The following is a 22,279-nucleotide window of genomic DNA, read 5'->3' as shown; positions in this document are numbered from 1 at the left end:
GCGCTCCGTGCTTATTCCTTGGTGATCGTCTGATCGAGGTTGAGAATCGCCCGACCTGCGGTGGCGAACGCCGCAAGTTCGACGGGATCGAGACGCGCATCGGGCTTCATGTCCCCGACCGCAAGAAGCTGCTGCGCCCCGCTGGGGTCGGCCTTGAAGTCCGCCCGCTGCGCGTCCAGTAGCTGCTGAAGCGTCGAAAGCTCCGCAGCCGTCGGTTTGTGCGCCGTCGCCAGTTCGTATCCATAAGACAGGCGCGCCCCATCCGTCGCGCCGCCTTCGAGCATCATGCGCTGGCCGAGCATGCGGGCGGCCTCGATGAACTGCGGATCGTTGAGCACCACCAGCGCCGCCAGCGGCGTGTTTGTCCGCGATCGACGCACCACGCAGTATTCCCGCTCCGGCGCATCGAAGGGCAGCATCGCCGTCGGCGCCAGCGTCCGCTTCCAATAGCTGTACATGCTCCGGCGATACAGGTCCTCGCCGTGCATGACGGGGTACTCGCGCGAGAAGCCCGGGCGGTTGTTGATCTCCATCCACAGCCCCGCCGGCTGATACGGATACACGCTCGGCCCGCCGATTTTTTCGACGAGCAGCCCGCTGATCTTCAGGGCATTGTCACGCACCATCTCGGCAGGCATACGGAAGCGCGGCCCGCGCGACAGGAGCCGATTCTCCGGATCGCGCTCGTACATCTCGGCCGTGACGACGGAACTCTGGCGATACGTCGCGCTCATGACGATGGTCTTCATCATGTGCTTGACGTCCCACTTGCTGTCGATGAACTGCCGCGCCAGGTAGTCGAGCAGCTTCGGATGGCTCGGCCATTCGCCCTGCGTGCCGAAGTCCTCGGCGGTTTTGCAGATGCCCACGCCGAAGCACTGCTGCCAGAAGCGATTCATGATCACGCGCGCCGTCAGCGGATTATCGGGCGCGACGATCCACTGGGCGAGCCCGAGCCGATTCGCCGGCGCGCCTTCGGGCATCGGCGGCAGGGCGGTCGGCGTGTGCGGATGCACCGGGTGATCCTTCTCGACCTGATCGTACTGCCCGCGCGTGAGCATGAACGCCGGGCGCGGCTTGTCCATCTCCGACATGATCATCACGGTCGGAAAACTCTTCACGAGCTTGTCGCGCTCCGCTTCGAGCTTCGCGACCGGCGTCGCGGTCGACTTCTCGCTGGCGGATATGCGCAGATGGCCGATCGTGTGCTGCTGCCCGAAGTCGAAGCGCAGCGTCACGGTGAGGATCGCGCCGGCGGGCGTGTCGATGGGCTTGGCCAGCGTGAACTCGGCGGTGCGGTCGACGCGGAACTGATTGCCGTCGACGGCCCAACCGGAGCCGGGCTTGCCGTCGATGGCGTTTTCGATCTCGTAATTGTTCTGCGAATAGTCGGCCGTCGCGGCGACGATCGGTATCTTCTTGGCCTTGTCCGGCGACCCGGCGGGGGCGGCGGCGACGGCGACCTCGCTGAGGACGAAGTTGCCGTTGAAGCTTCGGGCGGGGCTGCTGAATGGCAGCGACGGATCGGTGAGCGCTTCAAGCTGAATCGCCTCGATGTGTTTGAGCGACGAGGCGATCGTCAGCGTGTAAACATCCTTCGCCGGGTTGGCCCCGCTGGCGAGAATCGACTCATCGGGCTTGACGGTCAGCGTCGCCCCGCCCTCGGAGACGGCCTGCGTCGGATGGGCAACGATCCACTGAGGTTGCTCGGCCGGCTTGGCGTCTTTGGCTTCGGCGATCCGCCTGTCGAGGGCGGCAAGCTCAAGCTGCTGCTCCACGCCGGGCGCTTTCATCGTCGGTGCGAACCCGTTCCTGTTGCCCTGGCCGATCTCGGGGATGTTGTTGAAGAAGGCGAAGAAGCTGTAGAAGTCCTCGCGCGTCAGGGGGTCGAACTTGTGGTCGTGACAACGGCAGCAGCCCATGGTCAGACCCAGCCACGTGGTCGACGTCGTGACGATGCGGTCGATGACGTACTCGGTGCGGTACTCTTCGTCGATGACGCCGCCTTCGATGGTGATGGGGTGATTGCGGTTGAAGGCGGTGGCGAGGCGGGACTCGGGCGTGGCGTCGGGCATCAGGTCGCCGGCGATCTGCTCGACGGTGAATCGGTCGAAGGGCATGTTGTCGTTGAACGCTTTGATGACCCAGTCGCGCCAGGGCCACTGCGTCCGCTCGGTGTCGTACTGATACCCGTGCGTGTCTGCGTAGCGCGCCGCGTCGAGCCAGTAGCGTGTCATGTGCTCGCCATAATGCGGCGAAGCCAGCAGCCGATCGACCACCTTCTCATACGCATCGGGCGATTGATCATTCTCGAACGCGACCACCTCGTCATGCGTCGGCGGCAGCCCGGTCAGATCGAGTGACACGCGGCGAATCAGCGTGGCGCGATCGGCTTCAGGCGACGGTTTGAGGCCTTCCTTTTCGAGCCGGGCGCCGACGAAGTTGTCGATCCCGTTGCGGGCCCACTTCGCATCCCTGATCGCCGGCGGCTTGGGGTTGCCGATCGGCTCGAAGGCCCAGTGACCCTGATACACCGCGCCCTGCTGAATCCACTTCTTAATGAGCGCGATCTGCTGCGGCGTCAGCGGCTTGCCCGCCTTGGCCGGGGGCATGCGATCGTCGGGGTCCGCCGCGGTGATTCGCCTGACCATCTCGCTGTGGTCGGGGTCGCCGGGCACGATGGCCTTGCGCCCGTGCTCGAGGTCGATGAGCGGACCGTCGGGCGTATCGAAGCGGAGGTTGTGCTTGCGATGTTTGACGTCGGGGCCGTGACAGGCGATGCAATTATTGAAGAGGATCGGACGGATGTCGCGATTGAATTCGATCTGATCCGGTCCGTCCGCCCCGATGGCCGAACCCGCAAGCACGCACACAAGCAGGCATGCAATCCAGCGACGAATCATGAAGTTGTCCGTGGATGAAGGCCTTGGCGGGTTAGGGGGAGTGTAGTCGGTCGGCGTCGGAATTTCCAGCGGGGACGCGATGTTGTTTTATCGTAAAATGAACCGGATCGAGCGTGACACGTAAGACTCGTTTTGGAGCTTGCCATGCGTCAGTTTCATCGCCGTCGGGTCATGCTGCTGATCGGTTTTCTGGGGTGCATCGCCGGCGTCGCGACGGCGCAGGACGCTGCGAACCTTCGCATCACGCCGACCGTTCGCGTGTTTCAGTCCAATCGCGACAGCGTCGTCAACGTCAACACGACGCAGATCGTCCGTCAGCGTTTCGGCATGCTCGGTGACGATCCGTTCTTCCGCCTCTTCAACATCGCGCCGATGGAGCGCGATGTGAAGCGCACCAGTCTCGGATCGGGGTTCATCGTCCATGCCGAGGGCTATATCGTCACCAATGCGCACGTCGTTGAAGGGGCGGACGACGTGGAGGTCATTCTTTCCAATCAGACGCATCTCAAAGCCCGCGTGCTGGCGTCGGACCCGACGCAGGACCTGGCGGTGCTCAAGGTCGATCCGCCCAAGGACATGACGCTCAAGCCCGTCACGCTCGGCGACTCGTCGGACCTGATGATCGGCGAGCCGGTCGTCGCCATCGGCAATCCCCTCGGGTACGAACATTCCGTCACCGCCGGAATCATCTCCGCCGCCAATCGCGACCTGCAGGTCACGCAGGACTGGAAGCTCGAAGGCCTCATCCAGACCGACGCCTCGATCAACCCCGGCAACTCCGGTGGCCCGCTGCTCAACGCCTATGGCCAGGTCATCGGCATCACCAGCGCCATTCGCTCCGATGCGCAAAACATCGGTTTCGCCATCCCCGTCGATCGACTCCGCATGCTGATCCCCGATCTGCTTTCCCCGCTGGCGGTCAAACAGATCGACCTCGGCGGGCAGATCACCGAAGTGCGTCACATTGATCCGCCCGCCACGATCCGCACCGAACTGCACTGGCAGACGCCAGGCGAAGCAGGCCCCGGCCGCCTCGTCCGCGCCATCAATGGTCATCCCGTCAGCAACATCGTCGACGCCTGCGTCGAGCTGCTCCGCGCCGAGGTCGGTCAGAAGATTCAGCTTACCGATGATCAGGTCCCTTTTGAGATCACCGCCCAGCGCGCCGCCCCGAGCGACGCCCAGCGACTCGCCCGCGCGATGATCGGCGTCGAAGTCCGCGAGCCCACCGCCGGCGACCGTGCCCGCCTCAAACTCGGGCGCGTGGCCGGCGTGCTCATCACTGATGTCCAGAACGGCAGCCCCGCCGACAAAGCCGGCCTCGAACCCGGCGATGTCATCGTGCAGCTCGGCCGCCACCGCATCGACACGCTCGATTCCCTCGCCGTCCTCATGACCCGCGCCGGCGCCGGGGCGCAGGCGGATATTTACATCGTCCGTCGCGGTCAGCTTGGCCGCACCCGCCTGACCCTCCGTGGGACGCTCTGAAAATTTCATCCCAATCCGCCGCCGCCCCTGTTAAGGTATCCGCCTCCTCGTCGTAACAAGAGGCGTAAGGAGCAGACGATGGCGGTTGACCATGACATGATTGTCAAGGTGCTGGTGGCGCAGCGCGGAAAGCTGCTGGCGTACATCCTTTCGCTGGTGCAGGATTTACACGTCGCCGAGGAACTCTATCAGACTGTACTCATGCGGGCGTTGAAAGACTCCGGCTCCGTCGATGGGCCGGACCATCTGATGAACTGGGCCCGCGTCGTCGCTCGCAATATCGCCGTCGATCATCTCCGCTCGACCGGTCGCCGGGCGGTGCTGCTCGACCCGGATGTGCTCAATCTGCTCGAATCGACCTGGCGGACGAAGGACGACGACGCCGACGTCGAACGCACCGAGGCGCTGCGCGATTGTCTGGACGCGTTGTCCCCGCAGGCCCGTCAGCTCATCGAACTGCGCTACGCGCAGGACATGAGCATGAGCGACGTCGCGGCCCGTATCGATCGCCCGCTCAATTCCGTCTACGTGTCCATGTCGCGCATCTACCGACGCCTTTCCGAATGCATCGAAGGCAAACTCCAGCCGAGGCGCGCCAATGGCTGACGCATCGCGCGACAGTTCGTTCGATCTGGCGATGGCGCACTATCTCGATGGCGCGATCGCTGATCGGGCTGCGGCCGCACTCAATGCGCGGTTGCGTGACGATGCGGCGGCGCGCGAGGCGTTTGTGAACTGTTGCCGACTGCTCGCCGATTTGCACGAACACGCCGCCGTGACGCCGCGGGCGTTTGAGGCGGTGGAGACGAAAACAATCGTCCCGGCGCCGCGTTTTGGATGGCGCGCCGTTGCGGCCATCCTCATCGGTCTCGCCGCCGTGGCGGCCTACTTCGTATCGACCTCATCCGTCGCGCCGCACGCAGGGACGAACTCGAACGAGCCGGCGATCGCGACGCTGATCGCGTCCGAGGACGTCACATGGTCCAGCTCGCCCCGCATGGACGGCGAATCGCTGACGACGGGGCGTCTGGCCATCGCCGCCGGCAAAATCGAACTGCTCATCGGCGGGCGCGTCATGGCTCAGCTTCACGGCCCCGCGACGCTCGATCTGAGTTCCGCCGGCCTCGTGCACCTGGATCGCGGTCGCATCGATGTCGACGCCGTGCCGGGCTTCACCGTCACCGCGCCCGGCTTCGTCGTCACCGACCTGGGCACGCGATTCAGCGTCGCCGTCGACGCGCAGGGGCGCGGCGAAGTATTCGTCCACAAAGGCACCGTGAGTCTCGCCGCCGGACGCAGCGGGTTCTCCGGCCAGCTCTTCGCCGGTCAGGGCGCGAGTATCGACGGCGGCATCGTCGCGTCGCTCAGCGCTTCGCAATCGCAACTGGCGCGCCTGCCGCGCCCGACCATTCTCGCCGACTGGACCTTTGATAATTTGCCGATTGGCTCCGCGCTCGCCGAAGGTCAGCGCCTCGGCGATGCCGCCGCCGACCGGCGCGACGCTTTCGTCGGCCCGGGCGCCGAGCCGCAGGTCATCGCCGGGCCCGCCGAGTATGGCGCGACGTCCGCGCTGCACTTTGACAAGGGCGAAAATCCCGTCATATTTCGCGGGAATTTCGGTGGTTTCACCGACGCGGGTGAATCCGCCGGCGACGCCTTCACGTTTGGCCCCGCCGACAGCTTCACACTCGAAGCCATCGTCCGCACCCGCCAGTCCGTCTCCGGCGCGATTGTCGCAAACGATGTCGGGTCGAATCGGCCGTCCTGGTGGCTCCGCGTCGATCAGAAGGGCGTCGCGCGGTTCCTGATCTGTGACGGCCCGACGTTCTGCGATGTCACCTCGCCGATGCCGATCAATGACGGGGTCTGGCACCATGTCGCCGCCGTGCGCGATGCCGAGCAGCACAAGCTGCGATTGTATGTGGACGGCGAGCTGGTGAGCGAGGCGGACGATACGACGCATCGTTCGCTCGCCAATGATCACGACATCCGCATCGGCGCCTTCAATGCGCCGGGTCGATCGCTCGTCGGCGACATCGACCGCGTGCGCATCGCCTCCAAGGCGCTGCCGCCGGAACGATTCATTCACCGTATCGATGCGGGGACGCAATGATGACACCGCGGCGCACGAGCCGCTGCAACGGATCAAATAAAGATAAGGAGCATGAACGCATGAATGGGACACATCGGATCAAGCGCGGCGCGGGGCAACAATCGAAGACGACGTTTCGGGGCGGACTCGCCGCCGGCGCGGTGATGCTGGCGATCGGCTCGCCGTTCGCCGGCGCGGCGACGCTGAATGTGACGGACGGACTGGTCGCATGGTACGACGGGGCGCTGTCGACGTATTCCAACACCGCCGGCACGTCGGCTTCGACGATCGGCGGCAACGTCCTGCGATGGGAGGACCAGGCCCCGCTCGCCGGTAACAACCATGTGCAGCAGCAGAACGTCGTCTCCGATCCGACGCTCGCCAACGCCGGTCTCGCCGACGGACTCAACGGCACGCACACCGTCTTGCATTTTTCCGGGACCAACAATCTGCTCGCGCTCGATGGGGGCAGCGGCCTGCCGAACCAGGATCCCTTCGGCGATTCTCTCGACGGGTCGAACATCACATGGTTCGTCGTCTCCCGCTCCAACTCCGCCGCCACGACGCAGCGCACGCTCGGTGCACAGGTAGGCACGACTGCTAGCCAGTGGGGCAGCTTCTACGAAACCGACGGCGATCAGACCGGCAGCGCACGTAACGGCAGCGGCACGCTGCTGACGAGCCGGGCCGACACCAGCCCCGCCTCGACGGGCATCGTCCGCACCGAGTTTACGATTCAGTCCACCGCGTGGAACGGTGCCGCGTCGATTCAGTCCTTCGTGACCGACAACGCCGGTCATTTCGTGCAGGGGCCCAAGACGGCGGGCGGCGCGGATGTGGGCGACTTCAATCGTTTCCGCATCGGCATGGACTCCGCCGGGACGACCGGGCTGACCGGTGACATCGCCGAGGTGCTCATCTATAACCAGACGCTCGTCGGTCGCGACCGCGCCAAGGTCGAGCAGTACCTCTATGACAAATACTTCCGCACCGCTCCCGATGACGTTGTGGCGTATTACGAGTTGGGCGAAAAGGCGCCGGGCAACACCGGGTCGATCGGCCAGACGATCATCGACGAAACCGGCAATCACAATGGTGCCGTCGCCGGGAACGTCGTCGACTACATCAGCGGCGACGCGGGTCACCAGATCAACGGGCGCGGCATTCACTTCGACGGCTCCGATGAAGCCAATCGTGACCGCATCACGATCGCCGACGATGCCGCGTTCCACTTTGACGGCAGTTTCACCATCGAATCGCTCGTCCGCACGACCGATACCGGCGTGGTCAGCGTGGTCGCCAAGAACGGCGTGAGCGGATCGGTGAGCCAGTGGTGGATGCGCAGCAACACCGGGCGGCTCGAGTTCCTGATCCGCGATGAAGGCGGGCATCAGTATTCGGTGACCAGTGCGGTCGACCAGTTGATCAACACGGGCGACTGGGTGCAGGTCGCCGGCGTGTACGACGCCGCGGCCGCGCAGCTCAAGCTCTAAATCAACTATGAACTCGTGCAGACCGCCAGCGTCGGCACGATCACCGGCCTGATAGGCAACAACCCCGATGTCGTGACGATCGGCGACTTCCTCAACGGCAGCCGCGAACTGGAAGGCGACATCGATTACATCCGCATCACCAACGGCGCGCTCGCGCCCGCGCAGTTCGTCACGGCGATCCCCACGCCCGCGGCCCTTCCGGCAGGGCTGGCGCTCATCGCCCTGCTGGCGGTGCGCCGGCGCAAATGAATCGTTCGATTTCAAATCGTGACGCGCATTTGGCGGCGCGGCTTGCCCCGCGCGGCTCAATGCGCCGGGCGATCAGGGGTGGCCGATGTTGTACATCTTGGCAACATCGTCGACGGTCAGGGCGCGGCGGACGATGCCGATCTCGTCGATGAGACCGTGAATGTATCGTGCCCCGCCGGCCTGTTCATTGCGGCCGATCATCAGGCGGTAGTCATTGAGGTCCATCGGCGTGGTGAGCGTCCGCGTATTCTCGACGTTGCCATCAATGTAAATCGCCTTGTCGTACCGGCCGGAGCCGACGTGCATCGTCACCACCGCCAGATGCCACGCATTGTCATCGACCGGCGTATGGGCGTCGAGCACATCGGCCGGCCCGCCGTGGTTCGTGTCGAACGAGAGTGTGTGAGATGTCAGGTAGCGGTGCAATCGCCAGGTGGAATCGCCCTTGGTGATCAAGGCGTCCCATGTGCCCTGAAACTCGTCGATCTTGAACCAGCAGAAGACGGAGAACGATCCGCGGAAATCGAACTGGCCCTGCGTCTGCACGGCCGTTTCGAGATAGTCGTCCACGCCGTCGAATTGGATCGCGCCCTTACCTTCCCATCGCCCGGTCGCCCACACCGGGAACTTCGTCTCGTCGACCGGCCAGGTCATGCGGTACAGGTCATTGGCCGAGGCGATGCGAATCATCTTCGTGTCGATCGCGCCCTGGGCTTTGTTCTTGACGGTGCGGTCGCCGCTGCCGCCCTGACCCTGAAAATCGTAATACGCCGCCATGTCCGGATCGGCGGCGAGATTCCTCGAATATGCGGCCCATGCGGCGTAGCGCGCCTTCTTCCGCGCGCTGCCTAATGCCGGCAGCAGGATGCCCACCAGCAGCACGATGATGCCGACGACGACAAGGATTTCGATCAGCGTGAAGCCGCGATTTCGTGTCGGTCGATTCATGAAACCTCAGCGATCAGCATACGCGAAGTTGCCCGGGTAATGCACGCGCGTCGGGTCATTGAAGACGAGGCGCTCGGTCTGGAGCGTGTTGGCGGTAGCGACGTGGCCGTCGACGAATCCGACGTTGGCGACGCCGGTGTCCAGAAGCTGGTCCTGATGCGTGGGCAGGAACCCGGCGGGCTCGCCCTGCGCGTAGCGTTCGTAGCGGGGCAGATGATACGTGGCGAGCGTGTCCTGCGTGGGCCAGGTGCGGACGACGAGGTCGGCGTCATTGATGCCCACCCCCGAGTAAGCCGGATGGGCCCACGGGTTTTCCTCGCTGAACATGCACAGTTCCGCGGGGCGTCGGACCTTCGTCAGCGAGCCGATGCCCTCATTGTCATTGTCCGTCATCGGCGGCGTCGAGCCGATGTTCCAGTTCATCGAATAGGCGCGAATCGCATCGTCATTCGTCAGCGCCTTGAAGATCGGACACATCAGCACGCCGGCGCTTCGGAAGTAGGGCCAGAGCAGACTTTGATCGAGTCGCGTGATGCCCGGGCCGTCGGACCCGTCGACTTCGCCTTTCCAATTGAGCGTGATGGCCATGCGGAATGGCGGATACAGGCCGTGGTTGTCGCTGGCGTACATCTGGTTGGACATGACAAGCTGGCGCTGATTGGCGGCGCAGACGGTCAGCGCGGCGACCTCCTTGGCGTTCTCGAGCGTCGGCAGGAGAATCGCCACGAGCACCAGGATGATCGCGACGACGACCATAAGCTCGATCAATGTGAATGCGGCTTTTTTCATGGCGATTTTCCATAGCCGCCGCTCAACGGGCGGCGCGGACGCGCGACACGTTGCGTCGCGGTTAGCTGCGCCGACGCATCGCAACGACGCTCAGCAGCGCCAGCCCGGCGGGCAGCGCCGCGGGGGTCGGGACGGTCATGACTTCCAACCCGCGATTGGCGACGTCGCCCACGAGGTGGAAGTCGGTCGAGTTGAACGCGGTGAAGGCGCCTTCGGCGGCGAAGAGCTCGAACTCGGAGCCGACGCCGCTCTCGAACATGATCACATCCAGGTCATACCACCCTGCGGTCTTGAAAAAGACAGTGGCCAGCACGTTGCCCGGGCCGCCGGTGCCGAAGCGCTCCAGCACGACGTTGCCGCCGATCGCCAGGGAATACCCGTCGTCGCCGTTCATGCCGAACGTGTAAAACCCGGCGGTGAGAATGTGCACGGCTCCGGTGGCTTCGAGTGCGTAGTTGTCGCCGGTGATCGGCGGGGCGACGCCGCCGCCGTAGTTCGCATCGCTGCCGCCGTCGAGCAGATTGAGCGTCGCGTAATAGTCCTTGGCGCGGGTCGAGCCGTAGATCGTCGGGAAATCCAGCAGATCATTCGCCTCATTCAGATCGCCCAGCGACCCGCCCAGTTGTCCGGCCGCGAGTTGGACGGCCTTGACGACGAATCCATTGCGTTGACGGTCGATCGTGTTGTCATCACCGGCCAAGCCATAGAACTCGACATTATTGCTCAGAGCGTCCTGCGCGGTGAACGTCATGCCTTCGCCGCCGCTCTTTTCGAACCAGAGTAGTTGATACTCGTACACGCCCGCTTCCAGGAAGTTGGCGGTGTTGGTGATGGCGTTCGTCCCTTTGGGGTAATTGGCTTCGGAGACGACGGTGCCGCCGATGATGAGTCGGAACCCGTCATCGCTGGCGGTCGAGAACGTGTACTGGCCCGGCGACGTGATATTCATCACGCCCGTGAACGCCACGCCGAAGTTGTCGCCGTTGAATCCGCTTGGCACGCCCACGCCGCTGATGTTCGTCCGAGCATGACCCCGATCGAGCGTCGGCGTCACCGTGCCGTCGAGCATCTGACCGACTTCGTAGAGCGAGTTGACCGTGAAGCCGGATTTCTGCACATCATGTTCGCTGACGGTCTTGACGCCCGTGCCAGTGGCGATGGCGCTGCCGAGGTTCTCGCTGCTGGTCAGCACATTCTGATAGACGGCGATTCCACCGTTGGCCGTATCGCCCACGAGCGGGCCGACCGTATTGTCCGTTCCCTGTTTGGCCCAGAATTCGAGATTGTTGCCGCCGCCGCCGTTGTACTGCGTCAGTTCGAAGCGATACAGACCGGCTTCGTCGAAGGTGATGCCGACGCGCTGATCGCTGCCGCCGGTCGGGCCGACGAATTCGGAGACGACCTTCCCGCCGATCGTCAGACGGAAGCCGTCATCGGAATTGACGCCGAACACGTACTGCCCGGCGGTCTGAATATCCAGGACGCCGGCCCACTGGGTCGCCATGTTGTCGCTGGAGCCGCCGGGGTAGTTGGCGGTGCCGGCGATGAGGCCGGGCGTGCCGGCGCTGTTGGTGTAGTTGATCGTGCTGACGGAACCGGCCGCGGCCTGACCGCCGGGGTGGAATAGTTCGCCGCTGAGCAGGCCTTCGCCCTGATCGATGCTGCCGAGCGCGCCGCTGCCGCTGGCGAACTGCTGGAATCGGATGCCCGACGCCGAGCCCGCGCCGCCGAGCGAGTCGGCGATCTTCTCGCTATTGGTCAGATTGCGACCGGCCGTCGCGGCGATCTGGCTTTGCGTCAGCGCTTCGTTGTAGATGCGCACATCGTCGAGTTTCACCTGCGCGAAGCTGTTGATCGATCCGCCGTTGTCGCGGCCGCCGAAGACGACATATTCATACGTCGCGGCGGCGACGGAGCCCGTGTCCGAGCCGTCCGTGATCGACCCGGCCGTGTCCAGCACGCCGTCGACGTACAAGTAGCGATTGCCGTTGGCCGAGTCCCACACCCCCGTGAGCTGGTGCCATTGCCCGTCGTTGACGTTGATCCCGCCTTGCGGATCGTCATTGCCCCCGGTGCCGCGCAGTGTGAAGGCCGCGTGGTTCGTGTCGTTGAATTTGCGGAGCTGATACCCGTTGCCGCTCTCGCCCTTTTCCGAAACGAAGCCCTCCCACGTATCGGGCCAACCCTTGACCCAGACGCTGATCGTCATCGGCCCGGCGGCGATGTCCGCGTCGTAGGTCGATTGATACGTCAGGTTGTCGCCGAGATTCTGGCTGCCGCCAATCTTGGCGTTGGAGTTGATCACGCGCACGGCGCTCGAACCATTGGTCAGGTCCAGCGAGGCCCCGCCCCGTCCCAGCGGCGTGTCGGTCGAGAAGCTGATCGTGCCGACCGCTTCTCCGTCATGCGTCCCCGCGGGCTTGAACCCGGAGGTTTCCAGCAGATTATTGTCGAATTCCCATTCCCCGATCAGACTCGCCTGCGCGATCCCCGCCGGGATCCCCGCCGCGATCATCATCGCCCCGATCACGCCCATCCGTTGCATCACATGTTCGATACCCATTCCAATTGCTCCTTTCGCTTTAGCGAATCTCTTGTCCTTGCTCCGTCATCGCCGCTGGTTCCTCGTCCGAGCGACCGACGTGATAGATCTCGTTGATTTCGCGCTCGCTCAGCGCCCGTTTGAACAGCGCCGCCTCGCCGATCAGACCGTCGAAGGCGCGATCGTCGCGACCGGCCGTCTCGGCGTTGTTGCCGATCCACACGGGCCAACCATTGGGTCCGACCCATCGCAGATCGCGCTGAGCTTCGAGTTTTCCGTCGATGTAAAGCCGCTTCCGCGGCGTGTCGCCCGCCTCGTACGTCGCCGTCACCAGATGCCATCGCCCATCGTTGACCGGCGTCGAGGCGGGCATGTCATCGGTGTCGCCATTGGCGGTCGTGCCGAAGCTCAGCGTGTCGGTGTTGTCGTTGCGGTGCACGCGCCATGAGCTGTCGCCTTTGGTGATCAGCGACTGCCAGTGCGTCGTGAACCGATTGACTTTGAACCACGCCATCACGCTGAACGACCCCGAAAAATTACACCGCTCGCTCGCCGCATCATTCAGCGCCACATGCGATCGACCGCCCGGCCCGTCAAAACGCAGCGCCCGCTTGCCCGGCCAGCGGCCTTCGTCCCAAACCGGCCCGTCGATCTCCGCGTCCATCCCGCGATCCTTGCCCGTCGCCTTGAGCAGTTCCGGCGCGCCGTCGGAAAAGTCGTAGTACGCCACGATGCTCGGATCGCGCGACAGGGCCGTGCTGAACGTCTGCCATCGTTTGAAGCCGCGTTCTGTTTCCCCCGCCACGCGCGCCGCCAGCAGCAGCGCCGCCGAGTCGGCCGGCCCGATGCGCCCGTCGACGCCGATCGACGCCGACTCGTCGACAGTAAAGATCGCGTTCTGAAGCGCATTGGCCAGCCGCACGCGACCGGCCATGACCTGAATCGACGTGCGCCCGAGTCGATCGACGACCATGGCGAAGCGTGTGCCCAGATCGATGACGCGCGCCTCGTTGGGCGCGGTCACGGTGAACCCATGCGCCCGTTCAGGCACGAACGCCGTCAGCACGCCTTCGTCGAGTCGGCCGAGGTTGCGGTCGATGACCTGAAAGCGCGCCGGGCCGAACAGCGTGACCACCGCGCCGTTTTCGAACATGATCTGGGCTGACCCGCTGGTCAACTCCATCGCGCCCGCCGCCAGATCGCTGCCGGGCTGCGTGGGCAGATTGGCGTCGCTCCACTGCGCATCGGCGCCCATGTCCGTGAGCATCGCCACCGCCATCCGTGGCACGCCCGTCGGACGCACCGATTCGCCGGGATGGTGAAACACGATCGCGGCCGCCGCGCCGATGAGCGCGATCGCCGCCGCCAGTCCCATCCACGGCCGAAACAGCCGCCGCGCCTCGCCCCGGCTCCGCTTGGCCACCGGCCGCGCGGTCGTCGTCGCCTGCGCTGCCGGGGTATCTTGACCGTTCATCGTCCACGATAAATCCATCTGCAGCGACAGGTACATCAGATACGTCCGCCGCACGTGGTCATCATCCGCCATCTTCGCTTCCAGTTCACGCCACTGCGCCGCCTCAAGCCGGTTCTCCACAGCGCCGTGAATCAGCTCCATCGTCGCCGCGTCCAGTCGTGTGTCGCGCCTGCTCATGACCGCCCCCCGGCCACGCGGCGCTCGATGCACGTCATCAAACTGGTATGCACCCGCTGAAGCGACCGATACACCGCCCAGACGCTCTGTCCGATCCGCTCGGCGATCGACTTGGGCGATAACGACTGGCTGTACCGCATCTCGAGCAGTTCGCGATTGGACCCGTCGAGATGTTTCATGCACTCCTGCAAAGCCGACTGCCGCGCATCGAACTCGGGTCGCATCGCCTCGGCCATGTCGGCCAGTTGATCGAGCGTCCGCTGGCTGAACACCCGGCGCTGCACATCTTCCTTGGACCAGTGATTGAGCACCTCGTAACGCGCAATGCGAAATGCCCACGCCGCGAAATCCGACGCCCGGTCGAACTCGTCGAACTTGCGCCAAAGCACGATGCTCGTCTGCTGCATCAGGTCCTCGGCATCGTCCAGCGACCGCACCTGCGAGCGGATAAACCCAAGAATCCGCCGCTGATGCGCCATCAGCAGCTCGACGAACGCTTCATAATCTTCGCTTGTGGCTCCGGGCCGATTCATGATCTCAATTGCGCCTCAAAAGAAGTGGCTCCACAGGGGAAACGTCGCCATCATCCCCGTTTTGGCGCGCGAAAACGTGAATTGTGAAAATATATTTCGACGACCGCGAATGAAAAGGCCCTCCCCCCTGAGGGGGAGGGCAGGGTGGGGGTGAATTGAGTAGATCGAGTCCCGGTTCCGAGTCGAAGCGCGCTCAAACGGATACGCTTCGCCCTCCCCCGGCACCTCCCTCGGAGGGAGGGGAGGAAGAATCACATCTTTTGCGGGACAATGACCATCCATGACACGCCGAATTTGTCGGTGACCATGCCGAAGGCGGGGGAGAAGAATGTCTTGGTCACGGGCATTTTCACCTGGCCGTCTTCGCTCAGAGCCGCGACGACTTCCTTGGCTTTGGCTTCCGAGGGCACGTCGAACGACAGCGAGATGCCGCCGAAGGTGGAAGTGCCGGCGCAGCCGCCGTCGGAGCACATCAGTGTCGCGTCACCGATACGGAGTGTGGCGTGCATGACCTTCTCGGCGATGGCGGTCATGTGCTCACCCGATCCGCACGGCACGGGGGAGTCCTTGAATCGCATGAGCATTTCGACCTGCGCGCCGAGCGCCTTCTTATAGAACTCGATCGCTTCTTCACTGCGTCCTTCAAAACAGAGGTAGGGCTGAATCATGGTTGAAGTCCTTGTTGGATGAAGGTTGAAAATCACGCGGCAAGCCGCGTCGCTGAACGAGGTTGTCACATTTCGGGCAGTCCCGCGAGGTCCATGACGGGGCGGACTTCGACGGTGCCTTTTTTGGCGCCGGGGATGCGGGCGGCGATGGCGATGGCTTCGTTGAGATCGCGGGCTTCGACGAGGAAGTAGCCGCCGAGTTGTTCATGCGTCTCGGCGAAGGGGCCATCGGTGATGACGGGTTTGCCGTTGCGGACGCGGACGCTGGTGGCGCTGGCGACGGGCATCAGGGGCGAAGCGCCGAGGTACTGGCCGCGCTGGTGAAGCTCGTGCGTGATCTGCGTCGACTCGGCGTAGCACTTTTCACGCTCCGCATCGGTCCAGTCGGCTTCGTTGGTGTAGATGAGCAGCAGATATTTCATGGCTGAATCCTCGGTCAAATCACTTGTTCTTGGCGGCGTCGCGGGCGGCGATGAGTTCATTGATCATCGGCTCGGCGGGGCGAATCTCAAAGGGCCCGCCCAGCCGCACGCCCGGATGCTTGGACATCAGCGCGACGGCTTCGGCCATGTCCTTCGCTTCGAGAATCAGAATCCCGCCGATCTGCTCCTTCGTCTCGGCGTAGGGCCCATCGGTGACGACGGTTTTGCCGTTCTCGAAACGGAGGGTTTTGGCGGTGCGCGGCCCTTGCAGCGCCTCGCCGCCGGCGAAATGCCCGCCGTCGCGCAGCACATCGTCGTACGTGAAGCATTCCTCCATCATGGCCTGCGCCTCCTCGGGGGCGAACGATTCCATCTTGTTTTCTTCGATGTAGCCGAGGCAGATGAATTTCATGGGGGGCTCCTTGGGGATCATGTTATGTGTGTGTGGAAAAGCACCCGCGAGAGGCGTCGCTAAACGGAGGGATTGTTACTCGCCGTGTCGGGCGGCGATGTCGGCGCGGAGGCGGTCATTATGAGCGCGGATTTCGGGGGTGGCCGCATCGCCGAAGTCCTCCACTTCGTAGATCGGGCGGATTTCAATCACCGACTGATCGCCCGTCGGGTTCGGGCATCGTTTGACCCATTCGGTGGCTTCTGCCAACGATTTACAGTTCCAGAGCCAGTAGCCGGCAATAAGCTCCTTTGTCTCGGCGAACGGGCCGTCGACGATGGTACGGTCGGTGCCGCTGAACACGACGCGGGCGCCCTTGCTGCTGGGTTGAAGGCCTTCACCGGCGAGCATGATTCCGGCTTTGACGAGTTGCTCGTTGTAAGCGCCCATGGCGGCGAACATTTCCTGGCTGGGCATGACGCCGGCTTCGGTGTCGCGATTGGCTTTGACGATGATCATGAAACGCATGGCGGGGCTCCGTGTGCGGGGTTGAATTTCCAGTTCCATCAGTGAGTCGAACGGGCGGCGGCGAAATCGACACGCGGCGAAAAATATTTTCAGCCCAGTTCCGCGAGGCGGCGGATCAGAAATCGCCGCTCCGGGTCCTGCTGCGTGAGGCGCAGGGCATTTTCATACGACACGCGGGCGTCGTCCATCCGCCCGAGCCGCCGGCAAAGGTCCGCGCGGGCGGCGTGCGCGAGGTAATAGTCGGCGAGCGATCCATCGGCCAGCAGGGCGTCGATCAGCGGCAGACCCGCCGCCGGTCCGTCGCGCATGGCGATCGCCACCGCCCGATTGAGCGCGATGATCGGCGAGGGCGTCACTTGCATGAGCAGGTCGTACAGCGCCGCGATCCGCCCCCAGTCCGTCGCCGCCGGGGTCGCCGCCTGCGCATGCACGGCGGCGATGGCGGCCTGAAGCGTGTACGTCCCGAAGCGACCGGTCGCCATCGCCCGCTCCGCCAAAGCCACGCCTTCGTCAATCATCGCCCGGTTCCACAAGCCGCGGTTCTGATCATCCAGCAGCACCAGATCGCCCGCCGCATCCGTCCGCGCCGCACTGCGAGATTCATGCGATAACATCAACGCCAGCAGCCCCATCGCCTCCGCCTCCGGCAGCAGTTCGACGAGCACGCGCCCGAGCCGAATCGCCTCGCCGCAAAGGTCGGATCGCGTGACCGACTGACCCGACGAAGCGGAGTAGCCCTCATTAAAAACGAGGTAAATCACCCGCAGCACGCCGTCGAGCCGCTGGGGCACGTCCGCCCGCGTCGGCACTTCGTAGGGAATCCTCGCGTCGCGGATCTTCGCCTTGGCGCGGACGATGCGCTGGGCGATCGTCGTGGGGGACACGAGAAACGCCCGGGCGATCTGCTCGGTGGTGAGCCCGCAGACTTCGCGAAGCGTCATCGCCGCCTGCGCTTCCGGCGACAAGGCGGGATGCGAACATGTGAAAATCAGCCGCAATTGGTCATCTTCGACGCCCGGCTCGTCCGGCTCCGCCGCGCGCTCCTGCCGATCGAGCCGCTCCGCAAGCGTCGAAAGCGACGCATCGAATCGCGCCCGCCGGCGGATGACGTCGATCGCCTTGTGCCTCCCCGCCGCCACGAGCCACGCCCGCGGATTGCCCGGCACGCCGTCGCGCGGCCACTGATCCATCGCCGCCGCGAACGCCTCCGCCACCGCCTCCTCCGCCAGATCAAAATCCCCCAGCACCCGGATCAACGTCGCCAGCACCCGCCGCGACTGAGCCCGGTACGTCGCTTCAATCCGCGTGAACACATTGTCGCCCGAAGCTTCGCTCATCCGCACGTCACTCGCCGCTTGATCGAATAGACGCGCATCATAACACGAGCGGATCACCCGATGCTGGGTCCCATTCCCCATTCACACCGGCGCGGCATACCCCGCCGTTTTCACCACTTTCGTGCGCCCTCGTTCCCCGCTCAATATCGCAACTTTTCGCGCACCGCATTGTCCTCATGCCCGACGCGGCGCGCCCGGTGCGCATCGGCGCGGTGGGCGTCGCCAACCCCGTGCGCGCTTTTGCGGGACTTACATCAACGCCGCGACGCGCCCGTGCGATTTTTGCATCGCCGGTGCGCAGGAAGTTGTCGGTGGCTGTGGGAAGCGTGGGTGAAATGACCCACATCGAGCGAGAGAAGATCGGATTCCAACAGGCACGACCGGCCGCCGACCGCGTCCATTGCGGGTTGGTATCCAGACAAAAGAATGGTTCCAGACACCTTTCCGGACCGACACCTTTCCGGACCCCGCGCCGGTCACCAATGCGGTCGATTGTCACGGTTCCATTGGCGGTTGACCTGGTCATTGAACGCGGCGGTGATGAGTTCGTCCTGTCGCTCCGTCTCGGCGTGTCCGTCGCCGCGCAGGGTGTTGACGCGTTCGACATGGACCGCGCCGGGGTACTGGCGCGGGGCGTAGCCGCCGATGTAGGCGGACCAGTTCACGTCGCCGAGCGTATTGAGATCCCAGTTGCTGTCACCGAGGACGATGAACGTTGCGGGCGCGACGACGCTGCTCATCGTCTGGTATCCATCGCTTCCGCCGACGTTGTGGTATGTCCCGGTGCCCAGAGCATTGCCGGGGTAGAACGGATAGCCCCAGACGTTGTATCCATAACTGAACCAGCTTCCGCGGCCGGAGCCGAGGTGGTATTCATCCTGCTGCCATCCATACACGTCCGGGGCGAGCCCGCTGCCGAGCTTGCGGACCCATCGCGTCTTGGGGTCCGCGGCCGGACAGTAGAACACATCCATCGCCCCGGCAAGCTCCCGGCGCAGCGTCGGAGGCCAGATCCAATCGCCATTGGAACGATTGACGCCCGCGGGGAAATACTGCTTGTGGTCGAGTCCGTAGGTCATGACGGCCATGCCCATCTGTCTTTCGTTGGAAGCACAAACGACCTGCCGGGCGCTGGCCATCGCCTTGCTCAATGACGGCAACAGAATGGCGATGAGCAGCGCGATGATGCTCACGACGACGAGGAGTTCGATGAGGGTGAAACCATGTCGGCGGCGGGCGCGATATTCAGCGTCGGGGCTTGCTCCGCGCGGCCCGATTCGTTCGCCGCATGGGGCCGGTTCGACACGCTCACGATGAAGAAGCCCCGCCTCCAAATATGTCGTTCGCATCAGCATGTGTTCCATCACATACACTCTCAATGCGGTCGATCCGTTTTCACGGATCGACCACAAGCAGGCAAACATTCGATTCAGCGCCGTCGGCGCAGGGTCAGGAGTCCAAGGAGCGACAGCCCCGCCGGCAGCGCGGCGGGCGCGGGCACGATCGCGACCGCGGTCTGGTAAAGCGTCAGGGCGTTGAGCTGGGTGGTGTTGGCGGTGGTGTAGGTGGCGTCGGTGTAGCCGAGCATGGTGAAGGACTGGGACAATGTGGCGTCGGCGATGAAGGTTCCGGTGATGAGTCGGCCGTCGCCGTAGGAGACGCCGGCGGAGTAGCCGGGGCTGAACGTGCCCATGTTCTGTCCGTCGACCTTCATGGCGCGCGTCGCGGTTCCATTGCGTCCGTCCATGATCAGTAGCTGAACACGGTAGGTCGCGCCGTTGACGAGCGTGCCGACGCCGCCGACGCCGAGCGTAACGGTCTTGGCGGTGGTGGTGGCGACGAACGTCGCGGTGCTGGAGACGGGATTGGTGGCGGAATTGACGTGGGCGGTGGTGAAGCTGGAGCCGAAGTTAATACCGCCGGCGACGAAACTGATGCCGTCGAAGGTGGTGGCGGACCCGCCGGCGTTGGCGGCGTAGACGAATGTGCCGGTATGGTCGAACTGTCCAGTGCCCATATGGTCCTTGAGCGGGCTGGGCGTGTTGACGTAGAGGCCGGAGGACCAGGTGATGACCGACGCGCGCGCGCTGAGGACGGGCGCGAGCGTGAGTGCGAGGAAGGTCGCGACGAATGCGGCGGCGGACGGGCGTTTCATGGTCATTCTCCTGGGGTTGGTTGATGTTCGAGGTTCGGTTCGGAATCGGACGTCTCGGCGCCGGCGGAGCCGAGGCGCCAGAGCGCGTGAATCTGCGCGTCGGACAGTGCGGTTTGAGCGATGAACAGGTCGTCCATGTCGCCCCTCAGCGGGCGCGGATCGCGTGAGGTCCACTGCCCGATCTGCAAGGCGTCGAGCTTGAGTCGCAGGGGCGCGTTGAGGTGTTGACGCAGGACGCATTGGCCGTTGAGGTAGTGCCGCACCTCCGCGCCGGGGCCGTCGTACACGCTCGCCACATGCACCCATCGGCCGAGTTGCCCTGGCGCGAGGGCGACGGGGGCGACGATCGTCTGCGGCGGTTGAGCGCAAATGGCCAGCGTGACGCATCCGCCGCGCATGTCCCATGCGAAGTCGCCGGTCTCCATCCACTGTCCATTGATCGCCAGCGTGCGGATCGGGCGTCCGGACGGATCAAGCCGAACCCACGCCGCCAGCGTCACCTGCCCGCGCGCCTCGCCGAGCGAGAGCGGCGGGCGTGCCGCAAAATCGTTGAGCTTCAAGGCGCGGCCCGCGGCGTCGGATCGCCCGTCCGCCGCGCCGTCGTCGAACGATTCGTAGACCATCACCGCCGCGTCATTGCGTAGCACCATGCCCATCAGCGGCGCGATCTTGTCCGGTGCGGCCCACGGCGTATCGAGCAGCGACGCCAGCGAGCCCGCCCGTACCCACGCCCCCGCCTCGTCGACGCCCGCCAGATCACCCGCCGCCAGCATCAGCGGCGCCCCGACCGGCGGATGCAATTCGACGCGTCCCTGTTTGACGCCGACCGCCTGTCCGCGTGCGTCGGCGATGACCCGGAACGCCGTGCCCAAATCGACGATGCGTGTGCCGTCATGCAGCTCCACGCTGAACCCGTGCGCCGCCGGGGGCACAAATGCGTTCATGTCGCCGCGCATCAGTCGTCCGCGGTTGAGCCCGGTCATTTCAAATTCACACGGGCCCGTCAGATCGACGACGGCGGTGGAGTTGAACATGAGCTGGGCTTTGCCGGCGGTGAGTTTGATCGGGGCGGTGAGGGCGGAGCCGAGGGAAAGGGAGCCGTCGGTGTTTTCGAATTGCGCGTCGTTGGAGACGTCGCTGAGGATGGCGAAAGACGCGGGAGGGTTGGAGTGGGGAGTGGGGAGTTCGGAGTGGGGAGTGGAAGGCAGGAAGACGAAGAACAGCGCGGCGGCGATGACGAGCAGTGCGGCGATGGCTGCCACACTCCGCACTCCCAATTCCCAACTCCGCACGCGTTCGATCCGGGGTTTCTCGGTGCTGATCGCGCGGTTTGCGGGCAGTGCGTGCAGGTCGGTGAGGGTGGTGTGCAGGAGGAGGAAGCGGGCGGCGTCGCGGGCGGCGGCGGGGGAGGCGGCGATATGGTCGCAGAGCAAGCGCATGGCGTCCGGCGCGAGGCGGGCGTCGAGGTAGTCGCTGAGCTGACGATTGAGGTCGCTCATCACTCGGCCTCCTGACGCTGAAGGCGGCGCTCGATGCACTGGGCCAGCGCGGCGCGGACACGGTAGAGCAGGACGGAGACGGCGTTGGCGCTGGTGCTGAGTTTGTCAGCGATCTGCTGGACGGAAAGCTGCTGCTCGTAGCGGAGCGTCAGGGCCTGTCGGGCGCGATCCTCGACGGCGGCCAGGCAATGCTCCAGCGCCCGGCGGCGCTGGCCGGTTTCGGTGGCCAGTTCGGCGTAGGCGATGGACAAACTCTCCAGCGCGGCGGGGTCGAAGCACATTTCCGCGCGGGGCTTTTGACGGAAGTAGTCGGCGACGCGGCGATGGGCGATGGTCATGACCCAGGGCGCGAACGGCCGGGCGGGGTCGTACTTGTCAAAGTCCTTGAAGGCCGAGTGGGCGATGTCCTGCATGACATCCTCGGCGTCGGCGACGCGGCGCACGGCCGCGAAGACAAAGGACTGCACCGCCGCCTGACACTGCACCCACAGAACGGGGAAGTTATTGTTATCGCGGGTGTTATAATTCATGTCATCGTCCGCGGCGTCGTGAGCCGGACCTTGTCTTCATCTATAAATTCGCGAGGACGGG

The 22,279-nt window shown here is 64.5% G+C and carries 20 protein-coding genes; 5 read left to right on the top strand and 15 right to left on the bottom strand.

What is annotated here, in order from left to right; genetic code table 11:
• Positions 1 to 11: 11 nt before the first annotated feature.
• The gene (locus tag GC162_07675) at positions 12 to 2,903 is read right to left on the bottom strand and encodes a DUF1553 domain-containing protein (GenBank protein ID MBI1368520.1); all 2,892 of its coding nucleotides are present in this window, start codon (positions 2,901 to 2,903) and stop codon (positions 12 to 14) included.
• A gap of 144 nt (positions 2,904 to 3,047) precedes the next feature.
• On the opposite strand from GC162_07675, the gene GC162_07670 reads away from it, so the two are divergent.
• The 5 genes from GC162_07670 (at position 3,048) to GC162_07650 (ending at position 8,225) form a co-directional block, all read left to right on the top strand.
• Entirely contained in the window at positions 3,048 to 4,391 is a 1,344-nt protein-coding gene (locus GC162_07670; GenBank protein MBI1368519.1) for a trypsin-like serine protease, read from the top strand.
• Positions 4,392 to 4,469: 78 nt separating this feature from the next.
• Positions 4,470 to 4,997: a sigma-70 family RNA polymerase sigma factor gene (locus GC162_07665; protein ID MBI1368518.1), complete on the top strand. Its 528-nt coding sequence runs from the start codon at positions 4,470 to 4,472 to the stop codon at positions 4,995 to 4,997.
• Complete coding sequence (locus GC162_07660) at positions 4,990 to 6,504, top strand: hypothetical protein (GenBank protein ID MBI1368517.1); 1,515 nt, start codon at positions 4,990 to 4,992, stop codon at positions 6,502 to 6,504. Before GC162_07665 ends, GC162_07660 begins: the two co-directional genes overlap by 8 nt.
• A gap of 59 nt (positions 6,505 to 6,563) precedes the next feature.
• Positions 6,564 to 7,976 (top strand): hypothetical protein, encoded by a 1,413-nt coding sequence (locus tag GC162_07655; GenBank protein ID MBI1368516.1) that lies wholly within the window; start codon positions 6,564 to 6,566, stop codon positions 7,974 to 7,976.
• Positions 7,977 to 7,991: 15 nt separating this feature from the next.
• Positions 7,992 to 8,225, top strand: coding sequence for a hypothetical protein (locus tag GC162_07650; protein ID MBI1368515.1), 234 nt, complete (start codon positions 7,992 to 7,994; stop codon positions 8,223 to 8,225).
• A gap of 72 nt (positions 8,226 to 8,297) precedes the next feature.
• Here the strand turns inward: GC162_07650 and GC162_07645 are convergent, their stop codons facing one another.
• The 14 genes from GC162_07645 to GC162_07580 form a co-directional block, all read right to left on the bottom strand.
• The gene (locus GC162_07645) at positions 8,298 to 9,173 is read right to left on the bottom strand and encodes a prepilin-type N-terminal cleavage/methylation domain-containing protein (GenBank protein ID MBI1368514.1); all 876 of its coding nucleotides are present in this window, start codon (positions 9,171 to 9,173) and stop codon (positions 8,298 to 8,300) included.
• Between the two features lie 6 nt (positions 9,174 to 9,179).
• A complete protein-coding gene (locus GC162_07640) occupies positions 9,180 to 9,962 on the bottom strand; it encodes a prepilin-type N-terminal cleavage/methylation domain-containing protein (GenBank protein ID MBI1368513.1) in 783 nt (260 codons plus the stop codon).
• A gap of 61 nt (positions 9,963 to 10,023) precedes the next feature.
• Complete coding sequence (locus GC162_07635) at positions 10,024 to 12,525, bottom strand: hypothetical protein (GenBank protein ID MBI1368512.1); 2,502 nt, start codon at positions 12,523 to 12,525, stop codon at positions 10,024 to 10,026.
• A gap of 19 nt (positions 12,526 to 12,544) precedes the next feature.
• Positions 12,545 to 14,155 carry a hypothetical protein gene (locus GC162_07630; protein ID MBI1368511.1) on the bottom strand — a complete coding sequence of 537 codons (1,611 nt, stop codon included), beginning with the start codon at positions 14,153 to 14,155 and terminating at the stop codon, positions 12,545 to 12,547.
• Positions 14,152 to 14,688: a sigma-70 family RNA polymerase sigma factor gene (locus GC162_07625; GenBank protein ID MBI1368510.1), complete on the bottom strand. Its 537-nt coding sequence runs from the start codon at positions 14,686 to 14,688 to the stop codon at positions 14,152 to 14,154. Before GC162_07625 ends, GC162_07630 begins: the two co-directional genes overlap by 4 nt.
• A 251-nt stretch (positions 14,689 to 14,939) precedes the next feature.
• Positions 14,940 to 15,356, bottom strand: coding sequence for a VOC family protein (locus tag GC162_07620; GenBank protein ID MBI1368509.1), 417 nt, complete (start codon positions 15,354 to 15,356; stop codon positions 14,940 to 14,942).
• Between the two features lie 65 nt (positions 15,357 to 15,421).
• Positions 15,422 to 15,778, bottom strand: coding sequence for a YciI family protein (locus GC162_07615; GenBank protein MBI1368508.1), 357 nt, complete (start codon positions 15,776 to 15,778; stop codon positions 15,422 to 15,424).
• Positions 15,779 to 15,797: 19 nt separating this feature from the next.
• On the bottom strand, positions 15,798 to 16,190 hold the full coding sequence (locus tag GC162_07610; GenBank protein MBI1368507.1) for a YciI family protein: 393 nt from the start codon (positions 16,188 to 16,190) through the stop codon (positions 15,798 to 15,800).
• A 75-nt stretch (positions 16,191 to 16,265) separates the two neighbouring features.
• Entirely contained in the window at positions 16,266 to 16,697 is a 432-nt protein-coding gene (locus GC162_07605) for a YciI family protein (GenBank protein ID MBI1368506.1), read from the bottom strand.
• A gap of 89 nt (positions 16,698 to 16,786) precedes the next feature.
• Positions 16,787 to 18,034 (bottom strand): sigma-70 family RNA polymerase sigma factor, encoded by a 1,248-nt coding sequence (locus tag GC162_07600; GenBank protein ID MBI1368505.1) that lies wholly within the window; start codon positions 18,032 to 18,034, stop codon positions 16,787 to 16,789.
• A gap of 476 nt (positions 18,035 to 18,510) precedes the next feature.
• On the bottom strand, positions 18,511 to 19,458 hold the full coding sequence (locus tag GC162_07595) for a prepilin-type N-terminal cleavage/methylation domain-containing protein (protein MBI1368504.1): 948 nt from the start codon (positions 19,456 to 19,458) through the stop codon (positions 18,511 to 18,513).
• Between the two features lie 5 nt (positions 19,459 to 19,463).
• Positions 19,464 to 20,189, bottom strand: a complete 726-nt coding sequence (locus GC162_07590) for a hypothetical protein (GenBank protein ID MBI1368503.1) — start codon at positions 20,187 to 20,189, stop codon at positions 19,464 to 19,466.
• A gap of 2 nt (positions 20,190 to 20,191) precedes the next feature.
• On the bottom strand, positions 20,192 to 21,688 hold the full coding sequence (locus GC162_07585; GenBank protein ID MBI1368502.1) for a hypothetical protein: 1,497 nt from the start codon (positions 21,686 to 21,688) through the stop codon (positions 20,192 to 20,194).
• The gene (locus tag GC162_07580; protein MBI1368501.1) at positions 21,688 to 22,218 is read right to left on the bottom strand and encodes a sigma-70 family RNA polymerase sigma factor; all 531 of its coding nucleotides are present in this window, start codon (positions 22,216 to 22,218) and stop codon (positions 21,688 to 21,690) included. The genes GC162_07585 and GC162_07580 overlap by 1 nt, the downstream gene beginning before the upstream one ends.
• Between the last annotated feature and the right edge of the window lie 61 nt (positions 22,219 to 22,279).

This window comes from Planctomycetota bacterium, assembly GCA_016125255.1.
In the GTDB taxonomy this organism is placed as follows: Bacteria; Planctomycetota; Phycisphaerae; order Phycisphaerales; family Zrk34; genus RI-421.
This window is presented reverse-complemented; position numbering and strand designations above follow the sequence as displayed.